We start from the raw sequence: 19,730 nt of genomic DNA on the forward strand, positions 1-19,730 counted from the left end.
GGGATATGCCGAACTGCATCAAACATGGAGCCCGGACGATATCGAATTCAACGGTTAGCAGCCTTCAATCTCCGGCACTGGGATCGGGGCGCCTGAGCTTTCAAATAGCAAAACTCGACCACCCCGGAGCGCGTCGCGTATTACTTGCCCGCGGGGCCCAGCGCTTCTGCCCAGTTCTTTTTCATGGCGGCGATGCGGTCCTCGTAGGCGGATTTCAGGCAGGCGGCGTCGGGGCAACGGTCGCGCACGGTGGTGCGCCATTGCGTCTGCTCGTTCGCCACGGGATCGCGCCGTTCACCGGTTTCACCGTCGCGGCCGGCGGTTTCGGCTTGGATCTTGTCGTAGAGATCCTTCACCTGATCATCCAGCCTGGACAGCGATGGGTCGGCGCAGATGAGATGTTCGACATGGGTTTTCGCGGCCTTGCAGTCGAAGCCGGCGGCGTGGGCGACTTTGACTGGCAGGAACGGGGCGCTGGCGAGGACGGCGCAGACCACGGCGTGCACAATCGCGTGTCTGCCTTGGGCGCTTTGCCGGCGCCGGCCTTTCATGGCGCTGGCCGGTACTGCCGCGAGAACGGGGTTGCGCACGTCCTTGACTCCTGAATGGTCCGGGGCCACCGACAGGGTGGCCCACGGATCGATTCTCCCGGTTGTCGCGCGGTTGTGCAACTCGCGGGCCTTGCCTACGCCGCGATGCGTTGCTCGGGCTGGTCGGCCAGGTAGTGGGCGATGGCGGCGCGGGCCAGGGCGTCGATGGAGTCGGTCAGGGTGATGCCGAGGCTGGGACGCAGGGCGTGGGGCACGGCCAGCGGCAGTTCGGTGCAGCCGAGGACGACGGCGTCGGCGCCGCGGGCCTTGAGGCGGGCGATGCAGTCGGCGGCGGGGGCGAAGGCGGCTTCGAGCTGGTTGCCCTTGACGGCGCGGATCGAGGCCATGCAATAGCGTTCGACTTCATCGTCGTCGGGAACGATGCATTCGTAGCCCTGGGCTTCGAGGTGGCGCTGGTAGAGGCCGAGCTTGAGCGTGGCGGCGGTGCCCATGAGGCCGATGCGGCCCTGCTGCAGGCCGAGGCGGCGCAGGTCGTCGATGACGGCCTGGATGATGTGCAGCACGGGGCGCTGGGTGGCGGCGGCGATGTCGTCGTACCAGAGGTGCGCGGTGTTGCAGGGGATGGCGATGAGCTGGGCGCCGGCGCGTTCCAGGAAGCGCACGCCTTCGACCATGTAGGGCAGGGGATTCTCGCCGCCGGCCATGTAGGCGCTGGAACGATCGGGGATGCGCGGGTCGTTGCGCAGCAGGGTGGGGATGTGTTGCTGGTCCGCGTCGGCGGGCGTGAGCGCCGCCAGGCGGAGCGCGAAGGCGGCGCCGGCCATGGGGCCCATGCCGCCCAGAACACCCAGGTAACAGCCCTGGGAATAGCTATTCACTTTGTTGACTCCAAGGTATTGCATCACCGGGTGCCAGTACCTGGCCCGGGCGTTCGGCGCCGGTCCGTTCCCCATCCCAGACCTGCCTGCCATTGACCCACACGGCGTGGATGCCCTGGCTGACCTGAATGGGAGCTGAAAAAGTGGCCGTGTCTGTGACGTTGGCGGGATCGAACAGCACCAGGTCAGCATGATACCCCTGCCGCAGCAGGCCGCGCTCGGTCAGACCGTATTGGGCCGCCGCCAGGCCGGTCATCTTGTGGATGGCGGTTTCCAGCGACAGCAGCCGTTGTTCGCGCACCATGGTGCGCAGCACGTTGGTGAAGGTGCCCCACTGGCGCGGGTGCGGGTGCGGGTCGAACGGCAGGCCGTCCGAGCCGACCATGGTGAGCGGATGGCTGAAGATGCGGTTGACGTCGGCCGGATCCATCAGGAAGTAGATGGCGCCGGCGGGCGCCAGGCGGGCAAGGGCGGCTTCGTCGTCCAGGCCCAGCTCGGCCATGATCTCGGCGAAGTCGCGGCCGGTGGCCTCGGGGTAGCCCTTGGACCAGGTGATCAGGGTGCGGCTGGCCAGGCGGGCGCGATCCAGCCGCAGCATGGTCGAGGTGGCCGGGTAGGGGTGGCAGTCGAGGCAGACGCGCTGCGTGGCGGCGGCGCGGCTGATCATGTCCAGCGTTTCGCGGCTGCGGCCGTGGTTGCGTTCGCCGGCCAGCTTGTGGTGCGAGAACACCACGCGGCAGTCCAGTTCGCGGCCGATCAGCAGGGCCTCTTCCATGGCCGGCGCGATGTGGTCGGCCTCGTCGCGCAGGTGGGTGGCGTAGATCGCGCCGGCGCGGCCGCGCAGCGGCTGGCAGACGTCGATGATCTCGTCGGTGGGCGCGGCGCTGGCGGGCGGGTAGAAGGTGCCGGTGGAGACGCCGAAGGCGCCGGCCTGCAGCGCTTCGTCCAGCAGGGCGCGCATGGCCGCGCGTTCGGCGTCGGTGGCGGCGCGGCCGGTGTCGTCCATGACGGCCACGCGCAGCGTGGTGTGGCCGACCAGCGGGATCACGTTGACGGCGGCGGGCGTTTCGGCAAGGGCCCGCAGCCAGTCGCGGAAGGTGGCGAAACGGAACAGCTCGGGCGGGCCCAGCAGGTCGAGCGGCTGCGGGATCTGCCGCCGCGACAGCGGCGCCAGGCTGATGCCGCAGTTGCCGGTGACGACCGTGGTGATGCCTTGCGAAACCTTGGGCAGCATCTCGGGATGCGCCAGCAGGTAGCCGTCGTCGTGCGTGTGCGAGTCGATGAAGCCGGGCGCCAGCGCCAGGCCGCGGGCATCGATCACCGGCACGCCGGGCGCATGGGCGAAGTCGCCCAGCGCCACGATGCGCCCGCCGCGCACCGCCAGGTCGCCCTGGCGGGCGGGGCCGCCGCCGCCGTCGATGAGGGTGGCGCCGGCGATGATGAAGTCGGCTTGCGCGGGAGCGTCGTCCAGGGTGCTGCGGTCCGTCATGGCCAGGTTCAGTCCAGTTTCTCGATGCCGGCGGTTTCGATGATGTGCTTCCACTTGGCGGTTTCGCGATCGATCAGCTGCTTGAATTCGGCCGGGCTGCCGCTGGCGGGTTCGGCGCCAAGCGTTTCCAGGCCGGTGCGGACCTCGGGCGCCTGCAAGGCTTTCTGGATGGCGGCGTTGAGCTGCGCCACGACCTCGGGCGGGGTGCCCTTGGGCGCCACCACGCCGCCCCAGGCCACGGTCTCATAGCCCTTCAGGCCGGCTTCGTCCAGCGTCGGCACGTCGGGCATCAGCGCCAGGCGCTTCAAGCTGCTGACGCCGATGGCGCGCACCTTGCCGCTCTTGACCAGCGGGGTGGCTTCGGAAGTGTTGACGAACAGGTAGTCCAGGCGTCCGCCGAGCAGGTCCTGGATGGCGGCCGGGCCGCCGTTGTACGGGATGAACATGACATCGACCTTGGCCATGCCCTTGAACAGTTCGCCGCCCATGTGGCCGGTGGTGCCGACGCCGGAAGCCCCGTACGACAGGCGGCCGGGTTCCTTGCGAGCGCGGTCGATCAGGTCCTGCACGCTCTTGACGGGCGAATCGGCCGGCACGATCAGCGCGTTGTACAGGTCGAACATGTGGGCCACGGGCGTCAGGTCCTGGTCGACGTCGTAGGGCAGGCGCTTGAACAGCGAGCGGTTCACCGCCAGCGTGTTGATGTTGCCGTAGCCCACGGTGTAGCCGTCGGGCGCGGCGCGCTTGACCAGCGCGATGCCGATGTTGCCGGCGGCGCCGGGGCGGTTTTCCACCACCAGCGTGGCGCCGGTGTCCTTGGCCAGTTGCGTGGTGATCAGGCGCGACAGCACGTCGGGCGAACCGCCTGCCGCGGAGGGCACGATGAAGGTGATGGGCTTGTCGGGATAGGCGCCGGCGGCCTGTGCGCCGGCGCTGAAGGCGGCGGCCAGGGCCAGGGCGGCGAGACTGCGGAAAATGGTGCGTTGCATGCTGGATTCCCCTTGTTTTGTTGTGTGGAGGCGGGCAGATTAGCACCGGGGTTGCGGCACCGCGTCATCGAAAAATGTCGAAAACCTATAATCCGCCGTTATTGACCAAGGGGAACGAAATGGATGCGCACGACGATGCCGACGCGCTCGCGCCCAGCGCCGGCCGCGCGCTGAACCTGCGCCAGATCGAGGTGTTCCGCGCCATCATGATGGCCGGCTCGATCAGCGGCGCGGGCCGCATGCTGCACGTCTCGCAACCGGCGGTGAGCCGGGTGCTGGCGCTGACCGAAAGCCGCCTGGGTTACCGGCTGTTCGAACGCGTCAAGAGCCGCCTGTCGCCCACCGCCGAGGCGCGCCGGCTGTATGCCGAAGTCGAACAGGTCTACGGCGGGATCCAGCGCGTCAACGACCTGGCGGCCGCGTTGGGGCAGTCGGGCGCGGGCATGCTCAAGGTGGTGGCCAGCGCCAGCTACGGCCAGCGGCTGGTGCCGATGGCGCTGCGGCGTTTGCGCGACCGCAATGGCGCCGCGCGGGTCGACTACCGCAGCGTCACGTTCGACGAACTGGCGGCGTATTTCCTGTCGGGCCAGGCCGATATCGGCATCTCGATGCGGCCGCCCGACCATCCCAACCTGACCTCGGTCAGGCTGGCGACGGTGCCGGTGATCTGCGTCCTGCCCAAGGGGCATCCGCTGGCGGCGCACGAGGTGGTGCATCCGGAGGATTTCGCCTCGGCGGCCTGGATCGGCTACCCGCGCGACACCCCACTGGGGCGCGCGCTGCAATCGTTCTTCGGCGGCGCGCCGGCCTGTCCGGCGGCGGTGGAAGTGCATTCGCCGGTGACAGCCTGTTCGTTCGTGCAGCAGGGGCTCGGTCTGGCGCTGGTGGATGCCTGGTGCGTGTCGCCCGACCAGACCGAAAGCATGGTGCTGCGGCCCATCGCGCCGGGCGCCAGCGTGGAGATCTGGGCCACGCATTCGAACCTGAGCGCGCCGCCGTTGCTGGCGCGGCGCTTCCTGGCGGCGGTCAGGAAGACGCTGGACAGCGCGGCCCCGGCGCTGGTCGGCGGCTGAAGGAAATCAGGCCGGCGCGCAAGAGAAAACGCCCCGGCGCGCAAGGGCGGCGGGGCGTTCGCGCCGGCCGGTCATGCCGGCCTGGCGGGCTTATTCCAGGCCTTCGGCCTTGAGCGCGGCCTTGACGCCGGCGTTGTCCTGCATGCGCTTGAAGAACGCGGCCAGGTGGTCCTGGCCCGACAGGTCGACCTGCTTGGCGTGGGCCCAGCGCAGCACCACGTACAGATAGGCGTCGGCGATCGACGGCGCCTCGCCGCCCAGGTAGGGCTGGTTGATCAGTTGGGCGTCGAGCAGCGCGAACAGGCGCGTCAGCAGCTTGGAGGCGGACGCCGCCAGTTCCTGCTGCGGCGCTTCCTCGCTGAGGAAACGGCCGGCGCCGAAGATCATCGAGAACGTCTTGTGGATGTCGGAATTGATGAAACCGAGCCAGCGGCGCACGTCGGCGCGCGAACGGGCCGAGCCGTCGCCCAGCAGGTTGGCTTGCGGCGCCTGTTCGGCCAGGTATTCGAGGATCGCGACGTTCTGGGTCAGCGTGAAACCGTCGTCGTCCAGCGCGGGCACGGCGCCGAGCGGATTGACCTTGAGGAACTCGGGGCCCTTGAGTTCGTCACGGCTGAGCTTGCGGGTTTCGTACGGCTTGCCGATCCATTCCAGCACGATGTGGGAAGCGAGCGAGCACGCGCCGGGCATGTAGTACAGTTTCATGTAAGGGAGTCTCCTGAAAGGAAAGGACGGGGAGGCCGCCCGTCACAGGCTCCTATGGTACGCCACCCGCAAGGCGCCGCCGAGCACCGCCGCGCCTCACCCAGCCGCCGGAGATGTCCATGCCGTCACGCCCGCCCGCGATCCGTCGCGTCTCGTCCCTGATTGCTTTCGCCGGCGCCGCGCTATGGACGGCCGCGGCCTGGGCCACGCCACAGAAAAGCCCCGGCCAGCCGCCCGCCGCGCGCGCGCAGGTGACGGTGGTCGTGGGCGGCCTGGACCACCCGTGGTCGATGGCATTCCTGCCCGGGGGCGGCGTGCTGATCACGGAAAGGCCCGGCCACCTGCGCCTGCTGCGCACGCCCGGCGGCTTGTCCAAGCCGCTGGCGGGCGTGCCGAAGGTGGCGGCGCAGGGGCAGGGCGGTTTGCTGGACGTGGCGCTGTCGCCGGACTTCGCGCGGGATCGCTACGTCTACCTTTCGTATGCCGAATCGGACGGCTCGCGCAGCGGCACCGCCGTGGGCCGCGGCCGCCTGTCGGCCGACGCCGGCGCGCTGGAGGATTTCCAGGTGCTGTTCCGCCAGGCGCCCAAGTTGTCGCAAGGGCAGCACTTCGGGTCGCGCCTGGTGTTCGACGGCAAGGGCCACCTCTTCATTTCGCTCGGCGAGAACAACCAGCGACCCACCGCGCAGGATCTGGACAAGCTCCAGGGCAAAGTGGTGCGCCTCGCGCCCGATGGCTCGGTGCCGCCCGACAATCCCTTCGTCGGCAAGGCCGGCGCGCGTCCCGAGATCTGGTCGTACGGCCATCGCAATCCGCAGGGCATGGCACTCAATCCGTGGACCGGCGCGCTGTGGGAGCACGAGCATGGTCCGCGCGGCGGCGACGAAATCAACCTGGTGCAGGCCGGCAGGAACTATGGCTGGCCGCTGGCGACCTATGGCATCAATTATTCGGGCCAGCCGATACCGGAAGCCAAGGGCGAGACGCTGGCCGGCATGGAGCCGCCGCTGTACTGGTGGGCCAGGTCGCCGGCCATCAGCGGCATGGCGTTCTACGACGCCGACCGTTTCCCGGCGTGGCGCCGTTCCCTGTTCATCGGCGCGCTGGCCGACCAGGACCTGATCCGGCTGACGCTGGACGGCGACAGGGTGGTGGCCGAGGAGCGCCTGCTGGGTGAACGCAAGGCGCGCATCCGCGACGTGCGGCAAGGCCCGGATGGCTATGTCTATGTGTTGACCGACGCGTCGCCCGGCGAACTGCTGCGGCTCGCGCCGGCGCAAACCGGAGGATGACCACGATGATGAAAACCTACGAATTGATCGGCTCGCAGGGCTGCGGTTCGGCCATCGTCGAGATGGCGCTGGCGCTGGCCAACGTGCCGCACACGCTGACCGACGTGCCGTACCTGAAGCCCGGGCCCGAGCGCGAGCGGCTGTTGCGCCTGAACCCGCTGGGGCAGGTGCCGACGCTGATCACGCCGGACGGCGAGGTGATGACCGAAAGCGCGGCCATGGTGCTGCATCTGCATGACGTGGCGCCCCAGGCGGGCCTGGCGCCGGAAGCCTCGCGGCCCGAGCGCGCGCGCTTCCTGAACCTGCTGGTGCGGCTGGTGGCGGCGGTCTATCCGACCTTCACCTATGGCGACGACCCGCCGCAATGGACCACGCCGGGCGCGCCGGCCGAGCTGCTGCGTGAACGCATACACGGCCGCCGCGCCGAAGTGTGGCTGGAACTGGAGCGCCAGGCCGGCACCCCGCACATGCTGGGCCGCCGCTTTTCGGCGCTGGACCTGTACGTGACGGTGATGACGCATTGGCGGCCCGGCCCGGCCTGGTTCGAGGCCAACTGTCCGGCCTTGACGGCGGTGGCGCGCCAGGCGGCGCAGGAACCGAACGTGGCGCGCGTGCTCAAGCGCAATTTCCCGCCGCCGACCGAGTAGCCGGCACGCCTGGCCACGGCGATGCCGCCGCGGCCAATGCGTCCCGGACGCCTACGCCCTGGCGCGTCGCTTGTGCGAACCGCGCGCCTCGCGCAGCGCGATGTAGACGCCGCTGCCGGCGATGAACAAGGCGCCCAGGTAGGCGTAGGCGTCGGGCGCCTCGCGCCAGAAGATCCAGCCCAGCAGCGTGGCCCAGATCAGGCCGGTGTAGTCGAACGGCGCCACCACCGAGGCCGGCGCGATGCGAAAACCCTGCGTGATCAGCGCCAGGCCCAGCGTGCTGAACAGCGCCACCGCGGCGAAATAGGGCAGGTCCGCCACGGCCGGCGTATGCCAGACCCAGGGCAGCGCCACGGCGCTGCACACCAGTTGGCCGGCGACGATGTAGAAGGTGGTGGTCAGCATCCCTTCGCCGCGGCTGATGCCGCGCGCGGTGATCATCATGACGGCATACAGGAACGCGGTGGTCAGCGGCAGCAGCGTGGCCGCCTGGAAGGCGTCGGTGCCCGGCCGCACGATGATCAGCACGCCCGCGAAGCCGGCCAGCACCGCCAGCCAGCGCCGGCCATCGACCCGTTCCTTCAGGATCAGCACCGACAGCGCCGTCACGAACAGCGGCGCGGCAAAGGCGATGGCGGTGGCTTCGGCCAGCGGCAGCGCGCGCAGCCCCAGGTAGAAGCAACAGGCCGACACGACGTTGATGGCGCCGCGCGTCAGGTGCAGTCCGGGATGGTCGGTGCGCAGCACCCGGCGCCCGCCCAGCCAGATGGCCAGCGCGGTCACGAACGGCAGCGCGATCAGCGCGCGCAGGAACAGGATCTGCAGGGGGTTGTAGGTGGTGCCCAGCCATTTGGCGTTGGCATCGCTGAGCGTCAGGAAGAAAATGCCGCCGGCGACACAGGCGATGCCTGCGAAGGCGGAGTGGTCACGCGCGGCGGGAAAAACGGTAGGGGACGACATCGGGGTTCAGCGGAAAAGGCGGCCGAGGCCGCCAGAAGGGGTAATGCGGGGTTGCCGGGCGCCGGCCCGGCGTGGATTCAGCCCTGGGCGCGGTAGGCGGCCAGCGCCACCATGGCCCAGGCGGCCAGGAACGCGGCGCCGCCCACGGGCGTGATGGCGCCCAGCCAATGGGTGCCGGTCAGGGTCAGGACGTACAGGCTACCTGAAAACAGCACGATGCCGATGAACATCACCAGGCCGGCGGCCGACAGCAACGGCGAACCGTAGCGCGCCCCCAGCAGCGCGATGATGAACAGGCCCAGGCCATGCACCAGATGGTACATGACGCCGGTCTGCCAGACCGACAGCAGCTCGGGCGTCACCAGGCGCTTGAGGCCGTGCGCGCCGAAGGCACCGGCGCCGACGGCGATCAGCAGATTGATGGCCGCGAGGATGGTGAGCTGGCGGTCGGTCATGCGAGGTCCTTTGCTGGAAGATGGGCGGGTGTGCAGATGACATGATAGGCCCATTCGCCGCGACCGTCCGGGCGGGCCCTGGCGAGGGGCGCCGCCTTCAATCCAACTTCAAGCCAACTTCAAGCCAACTTCAAGCCAACTTCAAGCCAACTTCAATCCACCGTCAATACCGCGCGGCCCAGCACCTTGCCGGCGCGCAGCGACGCCAGCACGCTGTCGGCCTCGTCCAGCGGATAGCGGTGCACCGGCATCGGCGGCACCTTGCCGGCGCGCACCAGGTCCATCAGCTCGCGCAGTTCGGCCAGGTTGCCGACGTAGCTGCCGATGATGGACATGGCCTTCATGGGAATCAGCGCGATCGGCCAGGACGAGGCGCCGCCAAAGAGGCCGACGATGATGAGCTTGCCGCCCTTGGTCAGGAAGTCGAAGGCGAGGGCGGTGGTGGACGGCGCGCCGACCAGGTCGATGGCGGCCTGCAGCGGCTTGCCGCCCGCCGCCTTGATGATCTGCTGCGCGGCGTCCGGCGCGGCGCCGTCGATGGCGGCCAGCGCGCCGGCCTCCAGCGCGGCCTGGCGCTTGGCCGGGTCGATATCGACCACGATGCCGCCCTTGCCGCCGAGCGCCTTGATCAGCGTCAGGCTCATCAGGCCCAGGCCGCCGGCGCCGAAGATGACCACCGGATGCTCGCGGTAGACGGCCTCGCCGATCTTCCGGAGCGCCGAATAGGTGGTCAGGCCGGAGCAGGCGTAGGGCGCGATGCGGGCCGGGTCCAGGTCGCCGATGTCGATCAGGTAGCGCGGGTGCGGCACCAGGATGTGGTCGGCGTAGCCGCCGGCGCGATGCACGCCCAGGCAGGCCGGCGCGGTGCAGTGGTTCTCCTGGCCCGACAGGCAGGTCGGGCAGGCGCCGCAGCCGATCCATGGATAGACCAGGTAGTTGCGGCCGGATTCCACGCCCCGCGCGTCGGGACCGGCCGCCACCACGCTGCCCACGGTCTCGTGGCCCATCGTCAGCGGCAGCGATACGCCGCGGTCCTTGAGCGACAGCGTGCGGCCCTGGCCGAGGTCATAGCCGCCTTCCCACAAGTGGATATCGCTGTGGCAGACGCCCGCGGCGCGCACCTTCAGCAGCACCTGCGATCCTTGCGGCGCGGGCGTGGCCTGGTCCATCTGCTGCAGCGGTTCGCGGAAGTTGACGACGCAATAGCACTTCATGGGATGTCTCCTCGGGGAATTGGCTTTATTTCTTGATCAAGGGGCACTCGCTGTCGGCCAGCGAGACGAATACCTTCTCGCCGGGCACCGTGGACAGGATGCGGTAGAAGTCGCCGGGGTACTTGGATTCCGCGGGTTTTTTCACTTCCACCAGATACAGGTCCATGATGACTCGCCCATCTTCGGGGCGTATGCGGGCATTCTTGATCAGTTTGGTGGTGATGGGCAACTCGCGCATCTTCCGGTTGACAACGGCGCCTTCGAAGCTGCCCGCGGCCTGCGCGGCCTGCAGGTAATGCGTGGTGGCGACGTAGCTCAGGGCCTGCACGATCGAAGGCGGACGCGTCACGCCCATCTTCTGCTGCCAGCGGCGGGTCCAGGCGCGCGTGTCGTCGTCGGCGTCCCAGTAGAAGCCGGTGGGAAAGGTCAGGCCCTGCGCCACCGGCAGGCCCATGGCCTGCACGTCGTTGATGAAGGTCAGGAAGGTCAGCAAACGCTGCTTGCCGCCCGTCAGGCCGAACTCCTGGGCCTGCTTGATCAGGTTGACCAGGTCGCCGCCGGCGCTGGCCAGGCCGACCACGTCGGCCTTGGAGGCCTGCGCCTGCACCAGGAACGAGGCGAAGTCCATGGCGCCCAGCGGGTGCCGCGTGCTGTCCAGCACCTTGCCGCCGGCGCCTTGCACGAAGCGGCTGGCGTTGGCCTCCAGCGACTTGCCGAAGACGTAATCGGTGGTGATGAAGTACCAGGACTTGCCGCCGCTTTCGACCACGCTCTTGACCACCGCATTGGCCAGTGCGTAGGTGTCGGGCGCCCACTGGGTGCTGAGCGGGCTGCATTGCTTGCCGCTGAAATCGCCGGCGAAGCCGCCGCTGATGAGCGCGGTGCCGCCTTTCTCGCGCGCCACGCCCTGGGCCGCCAGGCCGGCGGAGCTGGCGCCGCCATCGACCACCGCCACCAGCCCCTGGGTATCGAACCAGCGCCGCACCAGGGCCGAGGCCACGTCGGCCTTGTTCTGGTTGTCGGCGCCGACCACCTCGACCGTCTTGCCGGCGACCTTGCCGCCGAAGTCCTCCACGGCCATGCGCACGGCCACTTCGGAGCCCAGCCCGCCCAGGTCCGAATAGATGCCGGAGCGGTCGTTGGAAACGCCCAGGCGCACGATGTCGGCGCCGGCGGCGGCTTGGGCCTGGACGGCCGGAACATGCATGGCACAGGCGGCCAGCGTGGCGGCCACGGCCGCGCACAAGGGATTGATACGCATCGGTTTGTCTCCACGGCCCGTCGGGCGAGCCGAATATCGGTTTTCTTGGGTGACGCGAATGCTGGGCCGGGGCGCCGGTTCTCCATCCGGCTGAAAATTTATTCTTATTGGTGAATAAAAATTCCTGTGCAAGAATTTATTTTCCCATATATGAAAAGTCAACACATCATCGCGGGGCCATCGCCATGGAAGTCAAACTGGTCGTCCGGACGCTGGAACTGATCGAGCTGTATGCGCAGGCGCGCCGCCCGCTGCCGCTGACCGAACTGGCGCAAGGGCTGGGCGCGCCGATGTCCAGCTGCCTGGCCCTGGTGCGCACGCTGGTGGGGCGCGGCTATCTTTACGAGGTGCGGCGGCGCGGCGGTTACTACCCGACGCCGCGGCTACAGGCGTTGTGCGGCCTGATCCAGGCGGGCGACCCCTGGCTGGAGCGGGTGCGGCCGCAATTGGCGGCGCTGCGCGACCGGACCGACGAGACGGTGATGCTGGGCAAGATCCAGGACGGCGGGGTGTTGTTCCTGGAGGTGGCCGAATCGGCGCAGCCGGTGCATTACGCCACCCGGCCCGGCGAACGGCGGCCGCTGCACACGAGCGCGGTGGCCAAGGCGATCCTGGCGCGCCTGGCGCCGGGCGAGCGAGAGGCGGTGCTGGCGGCGGCGGATTTCCGCCGCTACACGGATCACACCCGCACCACGCGGGCCGCGCTGCTGGCGGACGTGGCCCGGGCCGAGGCCCAGGGCTGGGCCGAGAATGCCGGCGAAAGCGTGGCGGACCTGACCGGCCTGGCGGTGGCGCTGGAGCGGGCCGGGGAATGGTACGCGCTGTGCCTGGCGGGGCCCACGCCGCGGGTACGGGCGCGCCGCGAGGCCCACGTGCAAAGCCTGGCGGCGGCGGCCGAGGCGGTGCGCCGCGACGGCGAGACCTGAAGCGTCAGGCGCCGCGGCGCACCAGCGTCGACTTGCCGAACAGGCTTTCGATCAGGTCCACCGCCAGGTCGGCGGTCTTGTTGCGCACGTCGAAGGCGGGGTTCAGTTCGACCACATCCAGCGAGCGCATCAGCCCGGTGTCGGCGATCATTTCCATGCACAGTTGCGCTTCGCGGTAGGTTGGTCCGCCCATCACGGTGGTGCCGACGCCGGGCGCGATCTCGGGGTCGAGGAAGTCGACGTCGAAGCTCACGTGCAGATGGGTGTCTTCATCCAGCCCGGCCAACGCCGCTTCCATCGTTGCGCGCATGCCCATTTCGTCCAGGTAGCGCATGTCGAACACCTCCAGGCCAGCCTGGTGCACCAGGCGTTTTTCACCCTCGTCGACGCTGCGGATGCCGATCTGGCGCACCCACGACGGATCGATGTCGGGCGTCTGGCCCGACATGCCGGTGATCTGGGCCGGGCCATGGCCGCACAGGCAGGCCACCGGCATGCCGTGGATGTTGCCGGTCGGCGTCAGGGCGTTGGTGTTGAAGTCGGTGTGCGCGTCCAGCCACAGCACGCGCAATTTCTTGCCCACGGCGCGGCAATGGCGCGCCACCGCGCTGATCGAGCCGATGCCCAGGCAATGGTCGCCGCCCAGCAGAATGGGCAACGCGCCCTGCGTCAGGGCGTGGTACATGGCATCGTGCACGGCCTGGTTCCAGGCGGTCACTTCGTCCAGGTGACGATAGCCGTCGACGGGCGGTTGCCACGGATTGGCCGGGCCGTAGAGATTGCCGCGATCGGTGACCTGGAAGCCCTGCGCCTCGATGACGGGGCCGATGCCGGCCACGCGCAGCGCTTCGGGGCCCATCGAGGCGCCGCGCGCGCCCGCGCCGATGTCGGTCGGGGCACCGATCAGGGTGACTTGGGTGGGCAGGGTGGCGGTGTTTTGCAAGATCAGGCTCCGTCATGCGGGGTTTCAATGCTGGCATCGAGTGTAGCGCCGTGGCGCGACGCCATCGCCATTGCGCGACCAAGGCCTTTGGCCGCGTCGCGGCGGCGCTGCGGCACAATACCCGGGTCGAGCGATTTCTTTCCGGACGATTCCATGTCATTGCACTCCCTGTTCCTCATCCTGGCGCGTGGCGCCGCCGCGGCCGCCCTGGGGCTGGCCTGCGCCGCCCCGGCGCTGGCCGCCGACAAGCCGCTGCGCATCGGCCTGATTCCGTCCGTGGCCAACGGCGCCACCGAACTGGCGGTCGCCGAGGCGCGCAAGGCGGGGCTGGAAGTCGAACTGGTGGAGTTCAGCGACTGGGTGCTGCCCAATATCGCCGTGGCCGACGGTTCGATCGACGCCAACTTCTTCCAGCATGAACCGTTCCTGCAACTGTTCAACGCGCGGCGCGGCGCCGGCCTCGTTCCCATCGCCTATGGCTATTCCACCACCATCGGCCTGTTTTCGAAGAAGCTCAAGAAGGGGCAGCCCCTGCCGGACGGCGCCACGGTCGCGGTCCCCAACGATCCGGTCAACACCGGCCGCGCCTTGCTGTTGCTGGAGTCGATCGGGCTGATCAAGCTCAAGCCGGGCGTGGCGCATCGGGCCACGATCGAAGACGTGACCGACAACCCCAAGCGCCTGAAATTCGTGCAGATCGAAGGTTCGCAATCGGCGCGCGTCTTCGACGACGTGACCGCGTCGGTCACCTACACCACCTTCGCCAAGCAGGCCGGGCTGGACGAGAAGGATGGCCTGGCCTTCGACAACACCGATCCGGCCAATGTGCGCCGCTACGCGATCCGCTGGGTCGTCCGGCCCGATCACGCGCAGGACCCGCGGCTGCTGAAATTCATTGCCATCTACCAGAACTCGGAGGCGGTCAAGGCCAGGCTGCGCAGCCTGTATGGCGACCTGATCGCCTTTCCCTGGTAGACGCCGCCGGGCATGACGGCGAATTGACGTTTCTTGGCAGTCACGGCGGCGGCCAGCACGTATACTGGCCGCGCCTTCTCACGCCCCAGGCGAATGCCGCCGGGCCGCGACGATTCTTCCTGCCAGCGAACCCATGCGACTCGTTTCCTCGAATGACGCCCTGACTGTGCCGCAGCCGCGCGTCGCCGAGACCGACAGCGGCAACGCCGGGGACCCGCGCGACCAGGAACTGGCGCGCCTGCGCCAGGTGGTGGCGCAATACGAGGCCCTGTTCCACGAGGCCCCGGTGTTGATCAACGCCTTCGACGAACATGGCAAATGCAGCTTGTGGAACGAGGCCTGCGAACGCCGCTTCGGTTGGACCCGTGAGGAAATCAACCGCCACGCCGAGCCGCTGGCGCTGTTCTATCCCGACCCGGACATCCGCGCGCGCGTGCTCGACAGCGTCGGATTCGCGGCGCATCGTTCGTTCCGTGAATGGCACCCGCTGGCGCGCGACGGCGAGCGCCTGTCGGTGCTGTGGTCCAATGTGCGACTGCCGGACGGCAGCGTGATCAACATCGGCATGGACATGACCGAGAGCCGTCGCAACGAGGCCGCCCTGGCACGCCTGGCCAAGGTCGATGGCCTGACCGGTTGCTGGAGCCGCGCGGAAATCCTGCAGCGCATGAAAGCGATGCTGGAGGCCGCCAAGCGCGGCGCCCGCCATACGGCGCTGATGCTGGACCTGGATTATTTCAAGCAGGTCAATGATCGCTATGGCCATCTGGGCGGCGACGCGGCCCTGCGCCATTTCTGCGACCAGTTGCGGGCCTGCCTGCGCGAAGGCGATTCGGTGGGCCGCCTGGGCGGCGAGGAATTCGTGGTGTTGCTGGCCGACGCCGACAAGGACGTGGCGCTGGCGGTCTGCGATCGATTGCGCCTCAGCCTGCGCCAGCATCCCGCCAATATCGATGGCCAGGCGCTGGTGCTGTCGGCCAGCGGCGGCGTGACCGGTTTCCTGGAAACCGACGCCAGCATGTCGGATGTGTTGCGGCGCGCCGATCTGGCGCTCTACCAGGCCAAGCGCGCCGGACGTGATTGCGCGGTGGTGCTGCCTTCCTGAGGCCGGGCGTCAGGCGGTGACGCGGCCTTCACGCGTGCGGCGGCCGTTCAGGCGCCAGTGCAGGCCGATCGCGGCCAGGGCCAAGGCGGCCGCGGCGACCAGCCCCAGGCTTTCGAAACCCGCGTGGGTATAGAGCGTGCCGGCCACGGCCGTGCCGACGCTGGCGCCCAGATAAGTCGTGCAGGTATTGAGACCCAGCACCGCGCCGCGTTCCTCCGGGCGGGCGCGCGACAACAGCAGCACCAGCAGGTTCAGGCTCAGTTGCGAAGCGGCGCCCCACAGCACGGCCAGGGCCAATACCGCGGCCAGCGCATGCGCCGCGGGCAACAACGCCAGATAGACCGCGCTGAGGGCGGCCAGCGCCAATGGCAATGCGCGGCGCGGGCCAAGCCGTTCGATCAGGGGCGCGCCGGCCAGGCCGGCCAGCAGGAAGCCGGCGCCATAGGCGAACGCAATGAAGCCGACCTGGCCCGCGGACAAGGCCAACAGGGTCCGCACGTGGTCGGCCAGGAAGGCATAGACGCCATAGAATGCGGACGAGAATGCCAGGCAGCCCAGCAGCAGCACTGGCACGTCGCGGCAGGACAGCGGCGCCAGCAGGCGCGACAGGCGCGGCGGCGCGGCATGGGCGCCGCGGCGTTCGGGCAGCTTGCGCAGGCCGGCCAGGGCCACCGCCGCGCAAAGGGCCAGCACGCCGTAGGTGGCGCGCCAGCCGATGGCGTCGGAGATCAGCGCCGACAGCGGCACGCCGGCCACCAGCGACACCGACCAGCCCGAGATCACGCGGCCCAACGCCCGCGTTTCCTGTCCGGCGGCGGCCACCAGCGACGCCGAACCATAGGCGGCGGGCAGGATCACGCCGGCGGCGGCGCCGGCCACTGCCTGGGCCAGGGTCAGGACGATCCAGTGCGGCGCGCCGGCCGACAGCAGCAGGGCGCCGATCAGCACGGCCATCGCGATCAGCAGCGAGCGGCGGATGCCCCAGCGGTCGATCCGGGCCGCCAGTAGAAAGGCGCTGGCGGCGGTGGCCGCGCCATAGGCCGAAATCGCCGTGCTGACGGTGAGCGGCGTGCTGGCGAACGAGCGCGCCACATCGGCAAGGATCGGACTGAGGGCCAGGCCATTGGAGCCGACTACGCTGACGGCGAACATCAAGGCGGGAATGGCGGGGGGAAGCGGCTGGCGGCGCGCGGGCTCGCGAGCGGTGTTGCGGTTCTGCATTGCGAGGATTTTATTGGAATAAAATAAGGGTTAATACCGATATTCCCTTATCCCGTAAAAGTTCGAATGCCGTTAGGCAGAACCAGATTCCAATGCCAGATCTCGACGACCGCGACCGAAAACTATTAACGCTGCTGGCGGATGACGCCTCGCCGAGCTACGCCGAATTGGGCAAATTGCTGAACCTGTCGGCGCCCGCCGTACACGAACGGGTCAAGCGCCTCAAGCGTGACGGCCTGATCAAGGGCATCGCCGCCAAGCTGGATGGCGCGCGCATCGGCCGTCCGCTGTTGGCATTCATCCACGTCGACACCAACAACTGGAGCATCACCCAGCAGGTGCTGGGCCTGGCGGAGCTGACCGAAGTCGAGGAGATCCACACCATTACCGGCAAGAGCGCCATGCTGCTCAAGGTGAGGGTGCGCGACACCCAGGCGCTCGAGGCACTGCTGGCGCGCATCCACCAGATCGAGGGCATCACCAACACCACCAGCGATATCGCGCTCACCAGCTATCTGGAGCGCGGGCCGTTGCCGGAGGATGCCTGAGGCGCGGCCCGCCTGGCGTCGGCGCCGGCCGGGCGCGGGAGCGCCGCAGACGTGCCGTCAAGGCGTGGCCGGCCGCAGCCGCAGGCGGGTGATCTCGGAAGGCGCGCCCAGGCGCTTGGGCGGGCCCCAGTAGCCGGTGCCGCGGCTGATGTAGATCCACATCCCGCCGAGCCGGTGCAGGCCGGCCGTGTAGGGCTGCTGGAACCGCACGAAAAAGCCCCACGGAAAGAACTGGCCGCCGTGCGTGTGGCCCGACAGCTGCAAGGTGTAGCCCAGCGGCGCGGCGGCGGCCGCGCTGCGCGGCTGGTGCGCCAGCAGGATCCTGGCCTGGGCGTCGGGCGGCGCGCCGGCCAGGGCGGCGGCCGGATTGCTGCGCTGCTGCGGGTCGAATGCGCCCGCGTTGTAGTCGGTGACCCCGGCCACCACCACCGGCAGGCCGGCCGGGTGGATCACGGCATGCTCGTTCATCAGCACCCGCAGGCCCAGGCGGCGGAACTCCGCCACCCAGGGCGCGGCGCCTGAATAATATTCATGGTTGCCGGTCACCAGGTAGGCGCCGAAGGGCGCGCGCAACTGGCCCAGCGGGCTGGCCTGGGCCGCCAGTTGCTCGACACTGCCATCCACCACGTCGCCGGTGATCGCGATCATGTCCGGCGCCAGTTCGTTGACGGCGTCGACGATGGCCTGCACATAGCGTCGCTTGATGGTCGGGCCGACGTGGATATCGCTGATCTGGGCAATGGTGAATCCGTCCAGGTCGGCCGGCAGGCCGCGGACGGGCACATCCACCGTCACCACGCGCGCCCGCCGGCGGGCGTTGTAGAAGCCCAGCAGCGTGGCGGCCAGCGCCAGCGCCGCCACCGCCAGCGCGCTGGCGCGCCGCAGCGCGGGCCAGGGCAGGTCCGCGCTGATGGCCAGGCCGGCCAGCCATGTCACCAGCAATGCGGCGTCGCGCAGCACCGTCAGCACGAACAGCGACGAAAACAGGCCCATGGCGATCAGGCCCACCCAGGCGATGCGGTCGCCCCAGGGCGGATGCACCGAGGAACGGCCCAGCATCCCCAACGGAATCAGCACGCACGACAGGATCAGCAGCAGGATGGCGGCGGCGGCGCCGGGGCCGTCGAAACCGGCATCGGGGATGAGGCGGGCGCCCACATAGACGTGGGCCAGCGCGCCCAGGGTCAGGAAGCGCAGGAAAAACGAGGATTGGCGTAGGGACACGGGCGGCGGGGCGAGGGCGGGCGCGCAGGCCCGCCCGGCGATAGCGGGGGAACCGCCATTCTATGCCGTGCGCCCGCGGGCCGGCGCGCCGCGGCCGCGCCCGGCCTCCCGGTTCATGCCGGCGCCAGCAGGCCGGCGTTCATCTCTTCCAGGTGATTGATGCCGAGCATGGCCATGTTGCGGTCCACTTCGGCGCGCAGCAGGCCGATGGCGTGGGCCACGCCGGCCTGGCCGCCGACCGCGGCGGCATAGTTGAAGGGGCGGCCGACGAACACGAAGCGCGCGCCCAGGGCCAGCGCCTTGAGCACGTCGCCGCCGCGGCGCACGCCGCTGTCCATCATCACCGGCATGGCGCCTGCCTCGGCCACCACGCCGGGCAGGGCGCGCAGCGGCGAGATCGCGCCGTCGAGCTGGCGGCCGCCGTGGTTCGAGACGATGATGCCGTCCGCGCCGTGTTCGCGCGCCAGCCGCGCGTCCTGGGGATGCAGGATGCCCTTGATGATGAGGGTGCCTGGCCATTGGCGGCGGATGCGCGCCACGTGTTCCCAGCTGAGATGGTCGCGCGCGCTGAAGTCGCGCAGCACCGACGCCGATACGATGGGCGCGCCGCGAGTGGCGAACGAATTCTCGAAATGCGGCATGCCGTGAGCCAGCAGCGTGCGCAGGAAGGTGCCGGCCAGCCAGCGCGGCCGGGTCAGGCCGTCCCAGGCCAGTCGCAGGCTGGGCTTGAGGGGCGTCGAGAATCCGGTGCGCACGTTGTTCTCGCGGTTGGCGGAGACGGGGATGTCCACCGTCAGCACCAGCGTTTCATAGCCGGCGCGGGCCGCGCGCGCCACCAGCGCGTCGATGCGCGCGGGATCGCCGGGCAGGTAGGCCTGGAACCAGGTGCCGGGCGCCTGCTCGATGACTTCTTCCAGGGGGATCAGCGCGGTGCCGCTGAGAATGGCGGGAATGCCCTGTTCGCGGGCGGCGCGCGCCAGCACGATATCGCCGCGATAGGCCGACAGTGCGCTGATGCCCATGGGCGCGATGCCGAATGGCGATTCGTAGCGCTGGCCGAACAGTTCCGTGTGCTGGCTGCGGCCCGACACGTCGACCAGCACCCGCGGCTGGAACGCGTAGCGGCCGAAGGCGTCGCGATTGGCTTGCAGCGACTGGTTGTCCTCGGCGGCGCCGGCGCCTGCCACGCCCGATATTCGGCTACGTCGCCGGCGCGCGGCGGCCTCGAAATCGTCCAGGGACAGCATGCGCGCCAGGGCGCGGGCGGGACGGGG

General features: G+C 69.3%; 21 protein-coding genes. 7 read left to right on the forward strand and 14 right to left on the reverse strand.

Annotated features, from left to right (window positions below; genetic code table 11):
* Positions 1-140: 140 nt before the first annotated feature.
* The 4 genes from DK459_RS08545 to DK459_RS08560 all read right to left on the reverse strand — a co-directional run bounded on the left by DK459_RS08545 (position 141) and on the right by DK459_RS08560 (position 3,907).
* The gene (locus DK459_RS08545) at positions 141-590 is read right to left on the reverse strand and encodes a lysozyme inhibitor LprI family protein (protein WP_233256782.1); all 450 of its coding nucleotides are present in this window, start codon (positions 588-590) and stop codon (positions 141-143) included.
* Between the two features lie 95 nt (positions 591-685).
* Complete coding sequence (locus DK459_RS08550; RefSeq protein ID WP_024068774.1) at positions 686-1,429, reverse strand: aspartate/glutamate racemase family protein; 744 nt, start codon at positions 1,427-1,429, stop codon at positions 686-688.
* The gene (locus tag DK459_RS08555; RefSeq protein ID WP_054470162.1) at positions 1,422-2,918 is read right to left on the reverse strand and encodes an amidohydrolase family protein; all 1,497 of its coding nucleotides are present in this window, start codon (positions 2,916-2,918) and stop codon (positions 1,422-1,424) included. The genes DK459_RS08550 and DK459_RS08555 overlap by 8 nt, the downstream gene beginning before the upstream one ends.
* Before the next feature lie 8 nt (positions 2,919-2,926).
* A complete protein-coding gene (locus DK459_RS08560; RefSeq protein WP_024068776.1) occupies positions 2,927-3,907 on the reverse strand; it encodes a tripartite tricarboxylate transporter substrate binding protein in 981 nt (326 codons plus the stop codon).
* 119 nt (positions 3,908-4,026) lie between these two features.
* On the opposite strand from DK459_RS08560, the gene DK459_RS08565 reads away from it, so the two are divergent.
* A complete protein-coding gene (locus tag DK459_RS08565) occupies positions 4,027-4,980 on the forward strand; it encodes a LysR family transcriptional regulator (RefSeq protein WP_054438470.1) in 954 nt (317 codons plus the stop codon).
* Positions 4,981-5,070: 90 nt separating this feature from the next.
* Here the strand turns inward: DK459_RS08565 and DK459_RS08570 are convergent, their stop codons facing one another.
* Positions 5,071-5,685, reverse strand: coding sequence for a glutathione S-transferase family protein (locus DK459_RS08570; RefSeq protein WP_006386460.1), 615 nt, complete (start codon positions 5,683-5,685; stop codon positions 5,071-5,073).
* 119 nt (positions 5,686-5,804) lie between these two features.
* On the opposite strand from DK459_RS08570, the gene DK459_RS08575 reads away from it, so the two are divergent.
* Both DK459_RS08575 and DK459_RS08580 read left to right on the forward strand, forming a co-directional pair.
* Entirely contained in the window at positions 5,805-6,977 is a 1,173-nt protein-coding gene (locus tag DK459_RS08575) for a PQQ-dependent sugar dehydrogenase (protein ID WP_050807734.1), read from the forward strand.
* A gap of 8 nt (positions 6,978-6,985) precedes the next feature.
* A complete protein-coding gene (locus tag DK459_RS08580; protein ID WP_026383493.1) occupies positions 6,986-7,624 on the forward strand; it encodes a glutathione S-transferase family protein in 639 nt (212 codons plus the stop codon).
* 51 nt (positions 7,625-7,675) lie between these two features.
* Here the strand turns inward: DK459_RS08580 and DK459_RS08585 are convergent, their stop codons facing one another.
* From DK459_RS08585 to DK459_RS08600, 4 genes are all read right to left on the reverse strand, one after another.
* On the reverse strand, positions 7,676-8,584 hold the full coding sequence (locus DK459_RS08585; RefSeq protein WP_006386463.1) for a DMT family transporter: 909 nt from the start codon (positions 8,582-8,584) through the stop codon (positions 7,676-7,678).
* Between the two features lie 77 nt (positions 8,585-8,661).
* Positions 8,662-9,039, reverse strand: coding sequence for a DUF423 domain-containing protein (locus DK459_RS08590; protein ID WP_006386464.1), 378 nt, complete (start codon positions 9,037-9,039; stop codon positions 8,662-8,664).
* Positions 9,040-9,191: 152 nt separating this feature from the next.
* Positions 9,192-10,253, reverse strand: coding sequence for an alcohol dehydrogenase (locus DK459_RS08595; protein ID WP_006386465.1), 1,062 nt, complete (start codon positions 10,251-10,253; stop codon positions 9,192-9,194).
* A 25-nt stretch (positions 10,254-10,278) separates the two neighbouring features.
* Complete coding sequence (locus tag DK459_RS08600; protein WP_054443423.1) at positions 10,279-11,514, reverse strand: ABC transporter substrate-binding protein; 1,236 nt, start codon at positions 11,512-11,514, stop codon at positions 10,279-10,281.
* Positions 11,515-11,699: 185 nt separating this feature from the next.
* On the opposite strand from DK459_RS08600, the gene DK459_RS08605 reads away from it, so the two are divergent.
* Positions 11,700-12,440 (forward strand): IclR family transcriptional regulator, encoded by a 741-nt coding sequence (locus tag DK459_RS08605; protein ID WP_054517373.1) that lies wholly within the window; start codon positions 11,700-11,702, stop codon positions 12,438-12,440.
* 4 nt (positions 12,441-12,444) lie between these two features.
* Here DK459_RS08605 and rocF read toward each other — a convergent pair whose 3' ends face one another.
* A complete protein-coding gene (gene rocF, locus DK459_RS08610) occupies positions 12,445-13,383 on the reverse strand; it encodes an arginase (protein WP_054443422.1) in 939 nt (312 codons plus the stop codon).
* A gap of 2 nt (positions 13,384-13,385) precedes the next feature.
* A complete protein-coding gene (locus DK459_RS30595) occupies positions 13,386-13,538 on the reverse strand; it encodes a hypothetical protein (RefSeq protein ID WP_153228619.1) in 153 nt (50 codons plus the stop codon).
* On the opposite strand from DK459_RS30595, the gene DK459_RS08615 reads away from it, so the two are divergent.
* Positions 13,537-14,358: a MetQ/NlpA family ABC transporter substrate-binding protein gene (locus tag DK459_RS08615; protein ID WP_006386469.1), complete on the forward strand. Its 822-nt coding sequence runs from the start codon at positions 13,537-13,539 to the stop codon at positions 14,356-14,358. The two genes, DK459_RS30595 and DK459_RS08615, sit on opposite strands and share 2 nt — an antisense overlap.
* A 133-nt stretch (positions 14,359-14,491) precedes the next feature.
* Positions 14,492-15,463 carry a GGDEF domain-containing protein gene (locus DK459_RS08620; RefSeq protein WP_006386470.1) on the forward strand — a complete coding sequence of 324 codons (972 nt, stop codon included), beginning with the start codon at positions 14,492-14,494 and terminating at the stop codon, positions 15,461-15,463.
* A gap of 9 nt (positions 15,464-15,472) precedes the next feature.
* Here the strand turns inward: DK459_RS08620 and DK459_RS08625 are convergent, their stop codons facing one another.
* A complete protein-coding gene (locus tag DK459_RS08625) occupies positions 15,473-16,684 on the reverse strand; it encodes an MFS transporter (protein WP_024068782.1) in 1,212 nt (403 codons plus the stop codon).
* A 92-nt stretch (positions 16,685-16,776) separates the two neighbouring features.
* Here DK459_RS08625 and DK459_RS08630 point away from each other — a divergent pair, with 92 nt between their 5' ends.
* Complete coding sequence (locus tag DK459_RS08630) at positions 16,777-17,232, forward strand: Lrp/AsnC family transcriptional regulator (RefSeq protein WP_006386078.1); 456 nt, start codon at positions 16,777-16,779, stop codon at positions 17,230-17,232.
* Between the two features lie 57 nt (positions 17,233-17,289).
* Here DK459_RS08630 and DK459_RS08635 read toward each other — a convergent pair whose 3' ends face one another.
* Together DK459_RS08635 and DK459_RS08640 are read right to left on the reverse strand one after the other, a co-directional pair.
* Positions 17,290-18,456: a metallophosphoesterase gene (locus DK459_RS08635; RefSeq protein ID WP_024068783.1), complete on the reverse strand. Its 1,167-nt coding sequence runs from the start codon at positions 18,454-18,456 to the stop codon at positions 17,290-17,292.
* 113 nt (positions 18,457-18,569) lie between these two features.
* The coding region (locus DK459_RS08640) for an alpha-hydroxy acid oxidase (RefSeq protein ID WP_110134673.1) at positions 18,570-19,730 on the reverse strand (1,161 nt) is incomplete at its 5' end.

The organism is Achromobacter sp. RW408, assembly GCF_003184165.1.
Lineage (GTDB): Bacteria > Pseudomonadota > Gammaproteobacteria > Burkholderiales > Burkholderiaceae_B > Achromobacter > Achromobacter xylosoxidans.

Coding starts and splice junctions, on each gene's coding strand:
- DK459_RS08555 (WP_054470162.1), bottom strand. CDS start 2,918: ATGACGGACCGCAGCACCCTGGACGACGCTCCCGCGCAAGCCGACTTC.
- DK459_RS08560 (WP_024068776.1), bottom strand. CDS start 3,907: ATGCAACGCACCATTTTCCGCAGTCTCGCCGCCCTGGCCCTGGCCGCC.
- DK459_RS08565 (WP_054438470.1), top strand. CDS start 4,027: ATGGATGCGCACGACGATGCCGACGCGCTCGCGCCCAGCGCCGGCCGC.
- DK459_RS08570 (WP_006386460.1), bottom strand. CDS start 5,685: ATGAAACTGTACTACATGCCCGGCGCGTGCTCGCTCGCTTCCCACATC.
- DK459_RS08575 (WP_050807734.1), top strand. CDS start 5,805: ATGCCGTCACGCCCGCCCGCGATCCGTCGCGTCTCGTCCCTGATTGCT.
- DK459_RS08580 (WP_026383493.1), top strand. CDS start 6,986: ATGAAAACCTACGAATTGATCGGCTCGCAGGGCTGCGGTTCGGCCATC.
- DK459_RS08585 (WP_006386463.1), bottom strand. CDS start 8,584: ATGTCGTCCCCTACCGTTTTTCCCGCCGCGCGTGACCACTCCGCCTTC.
- DK459_RS08590 (WP_006386464.1), bottom strand. CDS start 9,039: ATGACCGACCGCCAGCTCACCATCCTCGCGGCCATCAATCTGCTGATC.
- DK459_RS08595 (WP_006386465.1), bottom strand. CDS start 10,253: ATGAAGTGCTATTGCGTCGTCAACTTCCGCGAACCGCTGCAGCAGATG.
- DK459_RS08600 (WP_054443423.1), bottom strand. CDS start 11,514: ATGCGTATCAATCCCTTGTGCGCGGCCGTGGCCGCCACGCTGGCCGCC.
- DK459_RS08605 (WP_054517373.1), top strand. CDS start 11,700: ATGGAAGTCAAACTGGTCGTCCGGACGCTGGAACTGATCGAGCTGTAT.
- DK459_RS08615 (WP_006386469.1), top strand. CDS start 13,537: ATGTCATTGCACTCCCTGTTCCTCATCCTGGCGCGTGGCGCCGCCGCG.
- DK459_RS30595 (WP_153228619.1), bottom strand. CDS start 13,538: ATGGAATCGTCCGGAAAGAAATCGCTCGACCCGGGTATTGTGCCGCAG.
- DK459_RS08620 (WP_006386470.1), top strand. CDS start 14,492: ATGCGACTCGTTTCCTCGAATGACGCCCTGACTGTGCCGCAGCCGCGC.
- DK459_RS08625 (WP_024068782.1), bottom strand. CDS start 16,684: ATGCAGAACCGCAACACCGCTCGCGAGCCCGCGCGCCGCCAGCCGCTT.
- DK459_RS08630 (WP_006386078.1), top strand. CDS start 16,777: ATGCCAGATCTCGACGACCGCGACCGAAAACTATTAACGCTGCTGGCG.